The organism is Vallitalea longa, assembly GCF_027923465.1.
Taxonomy (GTDB): domain Bacteria; phylum Bacillota; class Clostridia; order Lachnospirales; family Vallitaleaceae; genus Vallitalea; species Vallitalea longa.
In genome coordinates, this window is the sequence record NZ_BRLB01000028.1 from 1 (window position 1) to 14,364 (window position 14,364).

At 30.0% G+C, this 14,364-nt stretch carries 11 protein-coding genes; 3 read left to right on the forward strand and 8 right to left on the reverse strand.

Annotated features, from left to right (window positions below):
- Positions 1 to 310 precede the first annotated feature (310 nt).
- From QMG30_RS23655 to tnpA, 7 genes are all read right to left on the reverse strand, one after another.
- Positions 311 to 2,101, reverse strand: coding sequence for a glycoside hydrolase family 30 protein (locus tag QMG30_RS23655; protein WP_281819620.1), 1,791 nt, complete (start codon positions 2,099 to 2,101; stop codon positions 311 to 313).
- A gap of 134 nt (positions 2,102 to 2,235) precedes the next feature.
- Positions 2,236 to 2,388 carry a hypothetical protein gene (locus QMG30_RS23660; protein WP_281819622.1) on the reverse strand — a complete coding sequence of 51 codons (153 nt, stop codon included), beginning with the start codon at positions 2,386 to 2,388 and terminating at the stop codon, positions 2,236 to 2,238.
- A 366-nt stretch (positions 2,389 to 2,754) separates the two neighbouring features.
- Positions 2,755 to 4,281, reverse strand: a complete 1,527-nt coding sequence (locus QMG30_RS23665) for an ABC transporter substrate-binding protein (RefSeq protein WP_281819624.1) — start codon at positions 4,279 to 4,281, stop codon at positions 2,755 to 2,757.
- A 68-nt stretch (positions 4,282 to 4,349) separates the two neighbouring features.
- Positions 4,350 to 5,255, reverse strand: a complete 906-nt coding sequence (locus tag QMG30_RS23670; RefSeq protein WP_281819626.1) for a carbohydrate ABC transporter permease — start codon at positions 5,253 to 5,255, stop codon at positions 4,350 to 4,352.
- A gap of 11 nt (positions 5,256 to 5,266) precedes the next feature.
- Positions 5,267 to 6,181 carry an ABC transporter permease gene (locus QMG30_RS23675; RefSeq protein ID WP_281819628.1) on the reverse strand — a complete coding sequence of 305 codons (915 nt, stop codon included), beginning with the start codon at positions 6,179 to 6,181 and terminating at the stop codon, positions 5,267 to 5,269.
- A gap of 149 nt (positions 6,182 to 6,330) precedes the next feature.
- A complete protein-coding gene (locus QMG30_RS23680; protein WP_281819631.1) occupies positions 6,331 to 7,578 on the reverse strand; it encodes an ABC transporter substrate-binding protein in 1,248 nt (415 codons plus the stop codon).
- 118 nt (positions 7,579 to 7,696) lie between these two features.
- Positions 7,697 to 8,113, reverse strand: a complete 417-nt coding sequence (tnpA, locus tag QMG30_RS23685) for an IS200/IS605 family transposase (protein ID WP_281819634.1) — start codon at positions 8,111 to 8,113, stop codon at positions 7,697 to 7,699.
- Between the two features lie 67 nt (positions 8,114 to 8,180).
- Between tnpA and QMG30_RS23690 the strand changes: the two genes are divergently transcribed.
- From QMG30_RS23690 to QMG30_RS23700, 3 genes are all read left to right on the forward strand, one after another.
- A complete protein-coding gene (locus QMG30_RS23690) occupies positions 8,181 to 9,290 on the forward strand; it encodes an RNA-guided endonuclease TnpB family protein (RefSeq protein WP_281819636.1) in 1,110 nt (369 codons plus the stop codon).
- Between the two features lie 315 nt (positions 9,291 to 9,605).
- The gene (locus tag QMG30_RS23695) at positions 9,606 to 11,465 is read left to right on the forward strand and encodes a sensor histidine kinase (RefSeq protein ID WP_281819638.1); all 1,860 of its coding nucleotides are present in this window, start codon (positions 9,606 to 9,608) and stop codon (positions 11,463 to 11,465) included.
- Complete coding sequence (locus QMG30_RS23700; protein WP_281819640.1) at positions 11,443 to 13,038, forward strand: response regulator; 1,596 nt, start codon at positions 11,443 to 11,445, stop codon at positions 13,036 to 13,038. The genes QMG30_RS23695 and QMG30_RS23700 overlap by 23 nt, the downstream gene beginning before the upstream one ends.
- Here the strand turns inward: QMG30_RS23700 and QMG30_RS23705 are convergent.
- Complete coding sequence (locus QMG30_RS23705) at positions 13,024 to 14,202, reverse strand: glycoside hydrolase family 130 protein (RefSeq protein WP_281819642.1); 1,179 nt, start codon at positions 14,200 to 14,202, stop codon at positions 13,024 to 13,026. The two genes, QMG30_RS23700 and QMG30_RS23705, sit on opposite strands and share 15 nt — an antisense overlap.
- Positions 14,203 to 14,364: the final 162 nt, after the last annotated feature.

Sequence of the window (14,364 nt, forward strand, 5' to 3'; positions counted from 1 at the left end):
AAACCATGCCATTAGAGGCTCGTTGTAAATAGGACCGTGGAATAAATGCGGAAGTTATTAAAGCACCAAAATAATCGGTGCTCATATTTTAAAAATTTCGAGACATTTTCAAAAATGCTTGACATAATAAAAATAAAATCGTTATGAAAGTTTCCTTAGCACATAAGAAAATGCTCCTATTTCAGATGCTTAAAAAGCAGGACTTTCCTATAAGCTATAAGATAAAAAAAGTCTGTATGAATTTCTAACATAGAAATCATACAGACTTTTATTTGCTCTTTATCAAAAGACTAGATATCAAAATTACTTCTTACTTGCTTACAATAAATTTTATATTAGATATCTGTTTTTCCCAAGTACTGTCATCCGTTAATTTTACTTTTATATATTTAGTACCTTCAGGGATATATCTTGGAATGTGAACCATCTTATGCCATTTACTACCTTGCCATTCCTTAGGATATGAACTATGTGGAATCTCTGTCCAATTCTGATTATCCTCAGATGCGTAGAATGAAAGAGCATCAAAATACCAATACTGGAATAATTTTACCTCAAAGAAATTAATATCTTTTCCATCAAAATAATATACTAATTCTTCATTCTTACCAGAGTTCCTAGAAGCTCTAGACAAATCTCCTTCAAAATACTCTGAATTGGATGAATCCAAGAACCAGCCATTTGATTTTGAATAAACCATAGACCAATCATCTAGATTATCTTCAATAACCTCTACATCTGTTAATGTATTGCTATTTTTCTTACCCACATATGTGACTACACTCTTTGGTGGTAATGCAATATAATATGTACCATCATTATAAGGTACCTGACTACCCTTTTGCATATCCAAAGTATCATCAGTAATATACGGTGTCAGCTTATCAGCACTGAATCCATCAGTTAACAGGTCAAACTGCTGTATTTTATCAGTATCATTAATTGCCACTATAACAAAATCTCCTGTTTCTTGGTTCTTATACGCAGATATATAAGTATCAGAGATTCCTGTATCCGATGTGCAAATACGCACATACCCTGGTCTGATAAACTTGCTGTAATGTCCAAAAGTATAGTATCTCTTAGTCATAACATAATCAGTGAAATCTGAATTAGTGCAAATTAATCCTTCACTACCTTCTCTCATTACTCCCTGCCAATAAAGATATGCACTTGCTTGCGCATCAACCATGAATTCATGAATATTCTTAGCCCATCTAAGCCCTTCACCGATACCAGCATCAAAATGTCCTGGGTCACATACTTCTGTTTGCCATACTTTTTTACCTTTTGAAAAAGCTGTAGTGAATTTTGAAGGCGATAGTTGATATTGATGTGCTCCAACTATATCAATCATTTCACAGGCTGTAGGATTATTTAATGTAGGTTCCATCAATGATTCTGACCACCAAGAAGGTTCAGCTATGATGAACTTAGTATCATCTATTCCTTTTTCAATGAATACTGGTTTCATGTAATCTTTTATGAAAGTCTTAATTTGTTCACCCTTCCAAGAACATGAATTCCAATCCAGAAAAATGCTAGAATTAGGTTCATTACACATTGATACTGCATAAAAATCAATACCATGAAGCTGTTCGAACTGAACTACAAATTCACTTAATAGATCAGCAAAATCATCATAATACTCTTCAATCAGATATCCACCATTAGTTTGACTATTATTAGTTTTCATGAATGCTGGTGGTGTCCATGCAGTTGCAATCTGTTTATCCACACCTCTAGACTCCGCTTCTTTTATGTACCATAATTGTTCAGGTTTGATATTTACAAAATCATATTCACCTAATGCAGGTGAATACTCCGGATGTATTTCACTTCTGCATATTGAAGCCCCAATACCGCCGTCAATATTAAATAATAAATCCATTACTTCTGTTCTTACAGGTTCTTGTAATTGATATGGTATATGTGACCAATCAGCTCCTGAAAATCCGAACCCGTCAATCTCCTGTTTTTCATCTTCCCAATATATTGTAATAAAATTGGATGCCAGTGAATTAGTGCAAGGTTTTGTAATAGTAAACATTAAACCAAAAACTAGGAATAAAACCAGATACCTTCTCCTTTTGAGTCTCATTTTATTTTCCTCCTTAAATAATATCACTTATTCATTTTCTCTTAAGCTCATTACGTTACCTACTACCTCAAATGTTGTATCTAGTACATTTTGTTTTGTTAATTGTATGCTTCTATCGTCTGGCTGACTTCCACCTACAAACATCTGCCTGGTTCCAGCTTACATTCTCCATTCCTAGGTATAACTACTGATGCATCTAAGTCTTTTACATATAACTGTACAGTTTCATATCCTGATACTTCCCCTATATTAGTAATATCAACATTGATTAATAATTCTTCTTCCATTTCTAATATACTTTTGAAAGCTTTAAATTAGAGAATTCAAAAGATGTATAGCTAAGTCCATATCCAAAAAGATATAAAGGTTCTTTTTTAAAATATCTATATGTCCTATTCTTCATACTATAGTCATCAAGTGATCTGTAAAAAGTTATGGGTAGCTTACCTCATTCCACCAATTATGGGCAGGTATACCTAATCTTTCTACAGGTTAAGCATTATGCATTAGCTGAGATACTTTTTCAATTAATGACATTCTCGAAACTAAATCATTGATTCTTTCATCAAAAGATAATGTTGTATCCATATAAGGAAACTCTTTCATAATATTAATATCTTCCTTTCATATGTAATAGTTACATGGAATAAATATTATTTATTCTTGGCTTTAAATGCATCTATTTGTCTTTGTTTTTCAGCTACAATCTTCTCTGAACCATTGGCTTTTAATTTTTCTAGATATTCTGGAACAGCTACAGCTGGGTCCAAAACACCACTTACCAATGCTTTTTCAAATTCTTCACGAATATTTTTACAAGCTGCAATCTCAGATTTAACAGGTGTGGCATCAAATGCAAAACCTAACAATGGGCTTACTACTGCACTCTTGTTGAATGCATCATATTGTTCCCATTTGTCCTCTGCTTCTCCAACTCTTAGATAATTCAAGAATTGATTTTGGAACATCCATTGTGATGAAGGATAATAATTGCTTGTAGATGCAGTTACACCTTCTGGAAAATCTATTACATTATCTTTGACTTTCAAATAATGAACATCTTCAATACCATAATTCAATAAATTATTTAGATACTTATCAGTATTCAATAATTCTAGAAACATCATACATCTTTCTGGATTTTTACTATTTCTTGATATAGCAATCATAGAACCTGTTACTTCACATGTAGTTGTATAAGGATCACCTATGACTTCTCCTACTAACTCAACACCTAATTGAGCTGACATTTCTGCATCTTTACCAGGTTTGTATGGCATCCAGGTACAGAACATATTAGGAACCCATTCCTCTGCTGTAACTGCATCCTCATTTATATACCCCATATTAGCCCACTTATAAGCTAAATCATATAATAATACCTTCTCTTCACTCTCTTGTGTATACTCAATTTTACCTGAATCAGGATTGTAATATCCTGGAGTATCTCCTCCACCTATAGATAAGGGTTGATAAAAACTTACTAGACTATTATATCCATTAGAATAGTAAGGATATATTCCTGGCTCATTCTTTTTGATAGTTTCTAACATAGGTTCTAAAACAGTTTCAAAATCATCAATAGATTTTATCTTGGATATATCAAACTTATATTTTTCTACTAAATCTTTTCTAAAGAACAATCCTGTAGCTCCCGCAGTTTCTTTGTTTGTTGATAAGCCATATATGACTCCATCTACTTTTGGACCTTCAAATAATGCAGGATTCAATAATTCTTTTGTCTTAGGTGCATATTTTTCAATTAGATCATTCAATGGTACATACGCCTTTTTAGCAACATCTGTATAATAAGTCATCCAAGATGCAGTGAATATCATATCAAGATTATCACCTGTTGCCATCATCAAGCTGGTTTTCTCTTCAAATGCTGACCAATCAATTGGCTCAATATCAATAGATGCATTGATTTTATCTTTTAGATATTCATTAATGGCTTCTTCAACTTTTTCTTCATCTTGCTGATGAGAACCTGGATATGTGAATTTTAAAGTAACAGGTTCCAATTCATCTTTATCTTCTACTTTTTCTTCAATAGTTCCAGATTTTTCTTTTGAATCTGCATTCTCCCCTTTTGTTTCCTCTACTTTCTTTTTACCTCCACATGCAGCTAATGATAGTGTTAAAACTATTATCAGCATTACTGCAATAAGTTTTTTCATAAACAAACTACCTCCTAGAATATTTTAGTATAAAAACTATTTATCAAAATAATTACTAAGTAATTATTCTAACCTTTCAAAGCACCTATAGTTAACCCTTTTACAAAATGTTTTTGGAAATAAGGATAAGCGAGTATTATAGGTCCTATTGCTATCAATACCATTGCGAATCTCACTGTTTGGGTTGGTACTGTACCCAGGCTGTTCAACGCATCAGATGATGTTTCACCAAATTTCAATAAATACTTGATATTCATAAGAGCAGTATACATGGTGTATTGTAAAGAATATAATTTTACATCTGATATGTATAACAGACTTGAAAACCAATCATTCCAATAACACAAAGTGTCAAATAAAGCTATTGTAGCTATAGCTGGTTTTGATAAAGGTAATACCATTTGAATGAAAATCCTAAACTCACTAGCACCATCTATTTTTGATGATTCAATTATTGATTTTGGTACACTCTGCTTATAGAACGTCCTTACAATCAATACATTAAATGGATTCATCATCAATGGCAATAACAGAGAATATAATCTATTCTTGAAATGGAATAATTGTGTGTTTATATAGAAACTTGCTACCAATCCACCATTAAATAGCATTGTGAAAAATATGAAAAAAGTGAAAAACTTAGCTGCTGGAAAATCTTTTCTTGATATTGGATAGGCATATAATGCTGTTAACATCACGCTAAATATCGTACCTACCACAGTAACAAATATTGATACACCATAAGCTCTTAATACATGTGATGCATCTTGAAACAAAAACCTATAAGCATCTAAACTGAATTTTCGTGGAATGAAATTAAATCCATGTAGAACCACTTCTTTCTCATCAGTCAAAGATACACCTAATGAAAGTAATAATGGTGCAATACACAAAATTGCATATATCAGAAAAAAGATATTTATAATACAGTTTGCTCTATTAGAAATCTGATTGACTCCTGCTTTCTTTTTCATTGTGCTCCCCCCTAGAATAATGCATTCTCTGAATCAATTTTTCTTATTATCCAATTAGCTGTAATAACCAATACAAAACCTACAAACGATTGATATAATGCAGCCGCCGCAGCCATTCCCAAGTCCCCTAATTTTGTCATTGCACGATATACATATGTATCAATAACTTGCGTAGTAGAAAATAGAGCTCCTGAATTCATTGGCACATTATAGAACAGACCAAAGTCAGCATAGAATATTCTGCCGATAGCCATTATGGCTAATATTATTATTATAGGTTTGATTGATGGTAGCGTAATATATACTATCTGCTGCCATTTACTTGCACCATCTATAATTGCAGCTTCATATAGTTCTGGAGCTATTCCCAAAATAGCAGCCAAATATATCACTGTAGAGTACCCTACGTTTTTCCATAGATTAACGAATACCAAGATACCTGGCCAATGCTTAGGTTCTGCATAAAATCTTATTTTTTCCATATTGAATAATGAGAATATGTTTTTATTCAGCAGACCATTCTCCATGCCTAAAAAAGCAAATACCATATATGCTACAACAACCATTGATAAGAAATAAGGAAAGAAAAAAATGCTTTGATATACTTTAGCTGCATATCTATTACGAATTTCACATAATGCTATAGCAAAAGAGATTGAAACTATCATACCTAAAACTATAAAAGCAAGATTGTATAATAAAGTATTCCTAGTTGCTATGAGAACATCCTTGGTCTTGAATAGAAACTCGAAATTGTCAAAACCACACCAGGGACTTCCTAAAATACCATCAGCATAATTTATATTTTTGAAGGCTATTATAATCCCACCCATAGGTAAATATCTCATGCATAATATTAATAAAAATCCTGGTAGAATCATTAAATATAGTGGATAATATTTAAAGTGCTTTTTTAGTGTTTTCATTATCGTCACCTCTGTTTTATTTGGTATATTCATTATATAATCTACTAGAAATATGTAAATTTAAAAAACTATGATTCTATAAAAATAACTACAAAAAGCATCAAAATGAATTGATGCCTTTTATAAAATCAAATATATTGCTGTAAATATCAATTGCTATCATTGATTTCATTCATTATATTATTCAAGGTATTAAGTCCTTCTACTATTGGTCTTTCACCAGTTATTATATCAAAATAAATGTCAAACCTCTGTCGTTCGTATTCTTTATTTTCCTTGTTTGTCTCATAAACATACATTTCTTTATCAGGCAAAAATTCTCTTGGTGTATTAGTATTTAACAGTTCATCCAGTTCTTTTAATTTAACATTATATGTAGGTATGATATATCCTTTTTCATACATGTAGATTCCCCACTCTCTTGATGTCAATGCTTTACAAAAATCAACTATCTCATCAATTGAATCTGATTTACTGTTAACTCCTATTAATATACCCGGTATGCTTATATTATTGTTTTTTATATTTTCTTGATTCCAGATAGGTACACTACTTATACCTACATTATTGTCTTCTTGGCTATCAATCCAATAATAATCTTCATTGGATATAATCATCATACCTATATTACTTTCTGCAAATTGTTTTATCACATTATCTTTTTTCAATTTAGTAGCATATTGTAATATACCACTTTGATGATTAATCTTCATCATCACTTGAAACCATTCTTTATATTTACTGAAATTATAATTATCATTTTCTTTATCATAATAGTAAATACCATTCATCTTATTAGCATTTTCCAGAAGACTCTGGAACCCACTTTCTTTGTCTTTTAGATAGAGTGCAAAACCATAACTCTCACCTATCTTCATTTCACTGATTTTAATGGCATCTTTATATAATTCATCTAACGTAACAGGAGGTTTTTCCCAATCCAGACCAACTTCTTTGAATATGTCCTTATTATATATCAATCTATATGTACGCATACTCAAAGGAATAACATTTTCTAACGACTTATCTACTTTCCCACTTAGATATGTATTTATAGGTAGCAGCCAGTTCTTGTCATTATATGTTTGTAACCAATCTTCATCCAGCATAAATATATCCGGCTTATCTTTTGACATCATTTTCATATTTAATATGTATTGATATTTATCATAAGTTACTTTTTCTAAAACTATTTTTTTACTGCTTGTACGATTATATTCTTTTATCAATTTTTCTAGTGGTGTGATAGTTTTATCATCTAAAACTTTTACCATGAATGTTATTGTATTTTCTTCTGAATCATTTGATTCCATAATCTGACTATCATTATTTTCATTTTCACATCCAACGATTAAAAAGCAAATCAGTATCATAATTGGTACAATCTTTATCTTCATTATGTTCTCCTTTACATACATATTGTTTTTAAACACATTCTATAATAATAATATTTTATCTAGATGTTTCGAGAAACCCCCCTCCTCTAACTAGGAGGGAGATGAATCGGAAAGGTTTTTAATCTTTAACTCCTGCTTGAGAGCGAATATATTTCTCAATCATTTCTATTGTTGCTCCTCCAGTTGTTAAAATGCAATAACTTCTACTCCAAAATACGGGTTTCCAGTAATATTCTTTTAAATATTCACTATGTTTTTTCCTAATAAGTCTTGAAGAAACAGTTTTTAGAGTATTAACTAATTTTGCTAATTCCACTTGGGGAGGTGTTTCAAATAGTAAATGGATATGGTCAGGTTCTCCATTAAATTCGATTATAGTTCCGTTTTTTCCTTCAATTATGTTTTTGAATATTTCATTTAGGTCGTCTAATAGTTCTTTGTTAATACATTTGTGTCTATATTTAGTTATTACAACCAAATGATATTTTAGATTGTATATTGAATGCCTATTGCTTTTGAATTCGCTATCATTCATCTAAAAAACTCCTTTACAACTAAATTGAATTACGATATAATTATAACATAAGGAAGAGGGAAAATCTATGAAAATCAATAAAGCTTTCAAATATAGAATATATCCTAATAAGGAACAACTGATTTTGATTCATAAAACCTTCGGCTGTACTAGATTTGTATTCAATCGTTTTCTTAATCAAAGAATTGAATTATACAAGAATGAAGAAAAATCAACTACTTATGTTAATCAAGCTAAAGAGTTAACAGCTTTGAAAAAAGATTTAACTTGGCTTAAAGAAGTGGATAGTGTTTCTCTTCAATCTGCACTTAGGAATTTAGATACTGCTTTTAAGAATTTCTTTCAAAAGAGAGCTAAATATCCTAGATTCAAATCTAAAAGAAACAATATCAAATCTTATACAACCAAAAACACTAACAATTCAATAAGAATAGAAGGCAGTATGTTGAAGTTTCCAAAATTAGGATTGCTAAAAACTAAATTTCATAGAGAAATACCTAGGAATAATAAAATATTATCTGCTACTATAAGTCAAGTACCTACAGGTGCTTATTTTGTAAGTATTACTACTGAATTTGAAAAAGAAATAATTCAAGTTCCAAGTAACGGCAACATAGTAGGTTTAGATTTTTCAATGAAAGAACTGTTTGTTAGCTCTGAAAACCAAAGAGCCAAGTATCCTAGATTTTTTCGTATGTTAGAAGCTAAACTTATCAAGGCACAAAGGAAATTATCACGTATGGTAAGGTTTTCGAATAATTGGTATAAACAAAAGATTAAAGTAGCAAAAATACACTATAAAATAAAAAATTCAAGATTGGATTTTTTACATAAACTATCTACTCAATTAATAAATAAATACAATGCTTTAGCGATAGAAGACCTAAATATGAAAGGTATGAGCCAAGTATTGAAATTTGGTAAAAGCGTATCTGATAATGGTTGGGGAATGTTCATTGCAATGCTTAAATATAAAGCTGAATTAAGAGGGAAACAACTTGTGAAGATAGACAGATTCTATCCATCAAGTAAAACCTGTTCAATTTGTGGTGCAGTAAAAAAAGACTTGAAACTATCAGAAAAAGTATATACTTGTGAGTGTGGCAATTCAATAGATAGAGACCTAAATGCAAGTATAAACATTAAAAATCAAGGTAAATTGTTGTTGCAATATTAAAATATTACAGGGTAGGGCTTACCCGTAGAGCTTGGTAATAATAGTAACCATTAAGTTACTACGTCCCAAGAAGCCCCCTCAAAACCGTTTTATAGGTTTAGTGGGGGAGCATGTCACTTTCAAGTGATATCTAATTCGATAAACAATTACTGTCAATTGGAAAAATCAACGATATTTATTATTTATAATAGAAATGTTTATAAAATCATTGATATTTATATGGACGTTATATATATTTTGTTGTATTATTATAATCTGAATAAGAATTTATTCAAGATATGTTTCTAATAATTTTTTATAATATGGTGATAATCAATGATTAAAAAACTAATATCTTTCAAAAAATATTTATCAAAAAAAATATCCACTATAAAAAATCAACTGATTATAATATTTTTACTAATCATCATAATTCCAACTACACTTATTTCTTCAATCATATACACAAAATCAACTGAGAGTCTCACTAACAAAACAGAAAACATATTAGAAATGAATTTCAACCTATTGGAAAATAACATCTTAAAAGAAATAAATTTAATTGATAAAGTTGTTACACAGATTTATTTAGATGATAAAATGTTGGATTTATTATCTTACTCACCCTCTAAACATTTCTATTACCTATACTCAAGATATAAAGTCATAAAAGACCCTATAACTCAATCTTCCGCTTTTGAAAATGTTCTTAATACATATACTTCAACATTGAATTATTTCAATAAATCAAAGACTAAATTATATGTATATCAATTCGGTGATTACAAATTCAACACTAACATATTTAATTTGGAAGAAGTCCAAATTACATCTTGGTATCCTAGTATTTCCCCTGATTCAAGCCCTAGAATAATGTATTTTCCTAGAAGTAAAAATAACAATTTGCCCCAAGGAGTCAATTATGTCCGTAAATTGTTCGGCTTGAAAAATTATGATTTATCTTTCTCTAGCTTAATAACAATTCAATTGCCAATGAATGAAATAAGTAAGATGTTAATTAATCTGAAACCCACTAATGGAAGTACTATATTTGTACTTAACGAAAACAATAGGATTATAGCAAGTACTGAAAACAAGTTGATAAATGCTAATTTTAAATCTTTCTTTTCATCCTATATGCCAATAAAAGATAGTCCTATTTTTAATACTGAAATCATTGACTACAATAATAAAAAGACACTCTTATCAACCAAAACCATTAATGATATCAATTGGAAAATCATTGGAATAACACCACTTAACGAACTTAACAAAGACCTATATAGAACGCAGAAATTTATTAAACTGGTTATCCTCATTATACTCATCATTAGTCTAAGCTTCGCATTATTGCTGGCTAATAGAATATCCAATCCCATAAAAAAACTTGTTGAATCTATGGGTACTCTTGATACAGATAACCTATATGTAAAAATTGATGATTACCATTTCAATGATGAATTCAGCTACCTGATAGACCATTATAATGCGGCAAACAAAAAAATCAGAAATTCCATTGTTAAGATAAAGGAAATTGAAAATGAAAAAAAAGAAGCAGAGTTCAAGGCTCTACAAGCTCAAATTAATCCTCATTTTCTATATAATACACTTGATGCAGTCAACTGGCTCTCATTAAAATATGATGCAGAAGATATAAGTATAATGGTTACATCTTTATCAGATTTCTTCAGATACAGCTTAAGCAAAGGTAAAACTATAATACCGTTAAAAAATGAACTTATACAAACAGAAAGCTATTTGACCATACAAAAAATAAGATTTCCAGATATGATTGAGTATTCTATATACTGTGAAGAAGAGATAAAAGAGTGTTCTATTGTAAAATTAACTCTCCAACCTTTAGTTGAAAACTCAATCATTCACGGTATAGAACCAACTGACGAACCAGGATTCATTGAAATTGTTTGTTTGAAGAAAAATAGTAACATAATTATAACAGTTAGTGATAATGGTATAGGTGCTGATATTGATATGCTAAATAATATAATCAATGACACCTCTAATAGCTGTAGCTCTTATGGACTAAGGAATGTTAATCAGAGAATCAAAAGCTATTTTGGAGATGAATATGGCATAATCTTTTCAGAAAATGAAACTATAGGAATTACAGCAACCATTACCCTACCTTTTATGATTTATGAGGAGGATAAGAATGTTAAAGATGATAATTGCTGATGATGAAATACTTGTAAGGGAAGGTCTTAAAAATATTCTACCATGGGAAACTTATAATATTGAAGTAGTCGGAGTAGCAAAAAATGGTATTGAAACTCTTTCTTTATGCGAAGAACTTAAGCCGGATATATTATTTACTGACATAAGAATGCCTCATCTCACTGGAATTGAAGTGGCTCAAAAGCTAAAACTACAGAATTATAAAACTAGAATTATTATAGTAAGCGGGATTGAAGATTTTTCTTATGCTCAGCAAGCGATAGAATTAAATACAGAAGGTTATATATTGAAGCCCATAAAGAAAAATAAGCTAATAGAGATTGTAGAGAAAGTAGTTAATTCCATTAATGACGAAAAAGAACATGCAGTCAAATTCAAGCAGTTAAAAAAACAATTATATGATAATATACCAGCTATTAAAGACAGATTCCTTTGTAATATAATATTCAGAAAATATTCTGATGAAAAAACAATATATGATAAATGCAAATTTCTTAATATTCCATTTGTAAACTATAAACCTTTTGTTACCTGCAAAATGGTTATTGATGAAATCAATGGTAGTTTTTCCAAGAACTCAGAAGAAAATTATGAACTAATTCTTATGTCTATATTAAATATATGTAATGAATTATTAACTTCATATGACCATAGTATCTGCTTCAATATTAATGAAAATGAATTCATCATTATATTCAACTATGATCAAATAGATGTTATAAGCGATATTTGTGAAGAGCTATTGACAGCCCTTAATAAATATATTGAAATAAAAGTTTCTATTGGTATAGGTGAGAAAGTAGATTCAATATTATTGCTGTACAATTCTTATAAATCAGCTGAAACCTCCCTGGAATATAAGTTCTATTCTGGAATAAATACTGTAATTAACTCAAAAGACTTGACTTATAAAACAGATACACTTGAATATGTTAAACTACATATTATAGAAGAAAAATTGTTGAATGGGATAAAGCTAGGCAATCTTACAACAGTTAATGATGTACTTTGTCAGATTTTCAATCACATTGAAAGTTCTTCATTCACTCCAGCAGAATACACTAAAAGCATATTTACAGAACTTATTTTTATAACTACCCGTTCATTATATGAGATACAAGAAAACCTTAGCGACATTTTAGAAGAACCTATAATACTATGCAATAATATCTATAAATTAAATACCTATGATGAATTGAAAAATTATATACTTAGTCTTTTTGACACAATAACTACGTACTTCAATAATAAATTGAATCAAAAAAACAGATATGTCGTTAATGAAATCAATGATATAATCAAACATCAATACACTAAAAACATAACTGTAAAACTAATATCAGATCAAGTTGGTTTAACACCAAATTATATAAGTCAGATTTTCAAGAAGGAAACTGGAGTTACTATAACCAAGAAGATCACTGAGATAAGAATTGAAGCAGCCAAAGCTCTTTTAAAGGACAGTAACTTCAAGGTTTTTGAGGTAGCTGAAATGGTAGGATTTGATAATCCATATTATTTCAGTACTGTTTTTAAAAAAAATACAGGAATTCATCCGTCAAAATTCCGATGACAGTTTTATATTATTATCAATCAACTCAATACGCTGTTTTACACAATCTAGCGATCTATTGGCATCTTCCGGTGTATTAAAGGTATAATCCAACAACTTATCTACAGTTGTTGTAGCAACATGAATTCTCGTATCGCTAGAAGCATAATATATGAATACTTCATTTTCTTCATTAACGACGACTCCATTACAGAAAACTACATTTGATACATCTCCAACTCTTTCATTATCATAAGGTGCAATAAAATATCCTCCTGGTTTTGCAATCACCTTAGCAGGGTCCTGTAGGCTAGTAGCAAAAGTGTATAAAACATATCTTAATCCAGCTGCTGTATTTCTTACTCCATGAGCTATATGTATCCACCCTTTATTTGTTTTTATAGGAGCTGGACCTTCTCCATTTTTGACTTCATAGACTGTATGATATTTCTTTTCATCAATAACTATTTCTTTATTGATTACTGGATTCAATATGTCATCACATAATCCGAAGGCTATACCACCACCTGATCCAGTAGAAATAAAACCATTCTGTGGTCTAGTATAAAAAGCATACTGGGAATTGATAAATTCTGGGTGAAGTACCACATTTCTCTGTTGTGGTGATGGCGTTATAATGTTAGGTAATCTTTCCCATGATTTTAAATCCTTAGTACGAACTAATCCAGCCTTAGCTACAGCACTTGATGTATCCCCTTGCTGACACTTATTTTCTTTACTTTCAGAGCAAAAAACACCATAAATCCATCCATCCTCATGTTTGACTAATCTCATGTCATATATATTAGTTTCTTCTCTATCAATATCTTCCCAATAAAGAGGTTTGTTGATGAATCTAAAATTATCTACCCCATTATCACTTTCTGCAACAGCGAAAAAAGATTTTCTATCTAAGCCTTCAACACGACATACTAGATAATATTTTGAATCCATATATATGGCTGCCGGATTAAAAACTGCATTGATACCTAGCCTTTCAATAAAATATGGATTAGTTTCTTTATCCAAGTCAAATCTCCAATGAAGGGGTATGTGATGTCTAGTTACAACAGGGTATACATATCTTTCATAAACACCGTTATAAAATTCATCAACTGCTATATTTTTTCTTTTTAATAATTCATTTTGCTTTTTTGATAGGTCATAATATTTTTCATGTATCATTTTAATTCTCCTTTTACTCATTTTTATTTAGTTTTACTCATTCTTCTCCTATAATAATTATCTGTTAATTTCAATTATTCCACTTGATAATTATAATAATTTTAAGTATACTCTAGTATATATTTGTTTTTTGTTAAGTAATCATTCTATATTTATTAATAA

Coding starts and splice junctions, on each gene's coding strand:
- QMG30_RS23655 (WP_281819620.1), bottom strand. CDS start 2,101: ATGAGACTCAAAAGGAGAAGGTATCTGGTTTTATTCCTAGTTTTTGGT.
- QMG30_RS23660 (WP_281819622.1), bottom strand. CDS start 2,388: ATGGAAGAAGAATTATTAATCAATGTTGATATTACTAATATAGGGGAA.
- QMG30_RS23665 (WP_281819624.1), bottom strand. CDS start 4,281: ATGAAAAAACTTATTGCAGTAATGCTGATAATAGTTTTAACACTATCA.
- QMG30_RS23670 (WP_281819626.1), bottom strand. CDS start 5,255: ATGAAAAAGAAAGCAGGAGTCAATCAGATTTCTAATAGAGCAAACTGT.
- QMG30_RS23675 (WP_281819628.1), bottom strand. CDS start 6,181: ATGAAAACACTAAAAAAGCACTTTAAATATTATCCACTATATTTAATG.
- QMG30_RS23680 (WP_281819631.1), bottom strand. CDS start 7,578: ATGAAGATAAAGATTGTACCAATTATGATACTGATTTGCTTTTTAATC.
- tnpA (WP_281819634.1), bottom strand. CDS start 8,113: ATGAATGATAGCGAATTCAAAAGCAATAGGCATTCAATATACAATCTA.
- QMG30_RS23690 (WP_281819636.1), top strand. CDS start 8,181: ATGAAAATCAATAAAGCTTTCAAATATAGAATATATCCTAATAAGGAA.
- QMG30_RS23695 (WP_281819638.1), top strand. CDS start 9,606: ATGATTAAAAAACTAATATCTTTCAAAAAATATTTATCAAAAAAAATA.
- QMG30_RS23700 (WP_281819640.1), top strand. CDS start 11,443: ATGTTAAAGATGATAATTGCTGATGATGAAATACTTGTAAGGGAAGGT.
- QMG30_RS23705 (WP_281819642.1), bottom strand. CDS start 14,202: ATGATACATGAAAAATATTATGACCTATCAAAAAAGCAAAATGAATTA.